Source organism: Aquidulcibacter sp. (genome assembly GCF_049239865.1).
In the GTDB taxonomy this organism is placed as follows: domain Bacteria; phylum Pseudomonadota; class Alphaproteobacteria; order Caulobacterales; family Aquidulcibacteraceae; genus Aquidulcibacter.
This window is the reverse complement of the sequence record NZ_JBMLTR010000141.1, coordinates 1-2,711: the sequence shown is the minus strand read 5'-3', so window position 1 is coordinate 2,711 and position 2,711 is coordinate 1. Positions and strand designations below refer to the sequence as shown.

At 52.3% G+C, this 2,711-nt stretch carries 3 protein-coding genes and 1 pseudogene; all 4 read right to left on the bottom strand.

What is annotated here, in order from left to right:
* Window positions 1-434 precede the first annotated feature (434 nt).
* Entirely contained in the window at window positions 435-689 is a 255-nt protein-coding gene (locus ACOVRA_RS10180; protein WP_421720199.1) for a SemiSWEET family sugar transporter, read from the bottom strand.
* Window positions 690-792: 103 nt separating this feature from the next.
* Window positions 793-963: pseudogene (locus ACOVRA_RS10175) on the bottom strand (transposase domain-containing protein); the annotation flags it as partial.
* 110 nt (window positions 964-1,073) lie between these two features.
* Window positions 1,074-2,336 (bottom strand): hypothetical protein, encoded by a 1,263-nt coding sequence (locus ACOVRA_RS10170; RefSeq protein ID WP_346382217.1) that lies wholly within the window; start codon window positions 2,334-2,336, stop codon window positions 1,074-1,076.
* Window positions 2,337-2,382: 46 nt separating this feature from the next.
* A partial coding sequence (locus ACOVRA_RS10165; protein ID WP_421720198.1) for an alpha/beta fold hydrolase occupies window positions 2,383-2,711 on the bottom strand: 329 nt, incomplete at its 5' end.

The window sequence follows — 2,711 nt, the reverse complement described above, 5'->3', positions numbered from 1 at the left end:
AGGGATTTGCAATCATGGATAGTGATCGAAACGGGAATCTTTCGCCCCAGGAACTGAAGCAGGGACGGACTCGCCTGGAGGATCGACGCACTCAGCCAGTAGGCAAGCGAAGCAACTAAACTCGCATGCTAGTTTGCTATGATGTTAGGCCAAGTTGACAAACTCTTGAACCAGCTTCTTGCGACGATGATATCAGTAAAGCCGAGGTAGCTTGCTGCGGTTTTGTCGTATCGTGTTGCAAAGCGGCGGGAGCATTTAAATTTATTGGCCCGAAGGGCCGCAAAGCGCACCAGCGCTTAAGGCGGTTTCGTAAAGCATAAGTTGATCTGAGCCCCTGGGGTCCCACGTTCATTATGAGAGCCCTATTTGTTGACGCCGCCGTGTTTGGGGTAAACTAAAACTTTGCCCGAAGTTCGAAAATGACTCGGTCACAGTCAACCCAGTCGGAGCTTCATGTACAGTGTCGCCATTGCAAACGGCATAACGATCAAGTTGGAAATCGTCACAGGCCCGCTGCCAATTGCCACCCCGTATGCCGACCAGAGCGCCGTTCCAACCGCTCCAAGGGCTACCGCTGTCAAAGACAGATCGTGCGTTTGGCGAGTTCGTAACGCGCGGATTGCTTGCGGCAAGAATGCACCGCCCGAGGCTGCCGACGCTGCGTAGCCTAGTATCTCTATTAATTGCAACGTTTCACCTCGATGGCGTGCCTACCGGCAGCTTTATGACGGACCCCAATCGCGCACAAGTGGTCGATTAGGGTAAGCGTCCGGTCTGACACGCCTTGACCGATCAAGCGGGCTGTGGCGCGACGTCGGGCTTCCAGTTCCACGGCAACAGCTCGTGGAGGCGTTTGTTGGGGTAGTCATCGATGCGGGGAAGGTTGTCGGCAAGCCATGCTTCGGGATCGATGGCGTTGAGCTTTGCGGTTTCGATGAGCGAGTAGATGGCAGCATCATGCTGTGGTTGGAGCCGGAATTTTGGAGTCTAAAGCCGAAGCCGCGAAAAATTGCTTCGCTCGAGCAGTTCCATGGGATTAGTGGTCGGTGAATGTCGGGCTAGTCGAAAGGCGGCTATTTTGCCAAAGTTGGGATAAGAATTTTACTTGAAATTGCGTCTGCCAGTTTTGATACCAATTGGGAGTTTCCTTCCGTCAATGTTCCACCAACCATGAAGCCGGGCCAGTCCTTTATTTTAATCCACCCGTCAGCCTGACCGTCCAAATCCGTACCCGTCATGTTCGGGTTTCCGAAGAAGACTAGCAACTTACGGTTTTGGTCGATAACTTTTGGATCATCCCATTTAGCACGAAGCGCGTCATAGGTCCGGGGCATCTTCGTGGTCGAAGGATAGTCAGGATTTTTCAAGCTCACCGAGTAACTTGGCCTGTGTGCGGTTATATCTGTCCAGACCGCTATTACCGGATAGACAGCCTGTAGGGGCTTGCTGCCACCCTCGGGAAGGTCGCCTACCTTCGCCCAAGCCGAATCCATCGATTCATTAACACACTCTAGCCCCGATTCGGGCAGATCCCAACCACCACTGGCCTTCTCGGGGTTCACATAATCGCTGAACTTCGTCCTGTCATTGGGAAGATTAAAGAATGCGGAGGATTTCATCGGTGGATTGTCGCCAACCGCCTTCCAGTAGTCAGGATGGGAAGAGTTAATCGTTATCCATTTAGTGCCATCAAACCATGATGCAGGGTTAGTTCCCGTTAAGTTTTGTCCGCCGAAATCTCGGAAATAGATGACTCGCACGCGCATGGCATCAAAGGCCTTAATGCCGCGCTTTTCCAATTCGGCATTGAGGTTCGTCTCTAGATTAAGCGCATTGGTCTTGACGGCGTTCAATGTCGGCGTCATTGACCCTGTCGCGTCAATACACATCACGATGTCTAATTGCCGGATCTCCGGTCGCGCAATAGCTGCAGTAGCTTGCACGCGCGACGTAAAGTAGGATATTCCAACAAGTGAAGCAAAACGCGTCGGAATACTCAGATCTGCTTGGCCTTCCATATTTGCCTTATCAGCGGTCATCTTGAATTCTTTGCCTGTCACCATCGCACTCTCTTCAGGTGTTAGGTTCGCTGCAAAATGACGCTCTGCAATCTGCACCCGTTCGCCATCCGCATCGTCCAATCTGGCTGCAGCTAAAGTCGCCGCATCGACGGCCAATTGAAACTTGGTCTCCAACTTTGACTTTTCCGTATAATCCACTGTCATGCCTACTAGGAGCAAACCGCTGAGGGCAAAAAGAGCAAAAGCAATTGCTAGCGAACCCCGACTATCTGTTCTAAGCAGTCTCAAAAATCTTACAAATTTAAAGCTTTCCATTTCAAGATGCTCCGTTTTTGGCTGTCCTGATCCATCGCTTCAGACCTTAATGGTCCCGATCTAGCTTTGCTTTTGGTTGAGAAATCTGACTTGAGAATTCGATAACTGCACGTGCAACTGCAGCGGGTTGTTCGGGCAGGAGCGCGTGGCCCGCGCGATCGATTTGGACAATCTGAACGCGTCCTGGTGCCGCTTCTCGCACTGCATCTGCGTTTTCTGGAGGTGCCAGGACGTCCTGTAACGGTTGCACGACGAGGATTGATGCCCGTCCTGCCCCCCACCATTTGTCCACGGACGTGCGTTGGCTCGCGTTTATTTGTGCCTCGGCCACGTCACGCCGCCAACCATCCCGCCAAGCGGTTGGCTCATTACCAG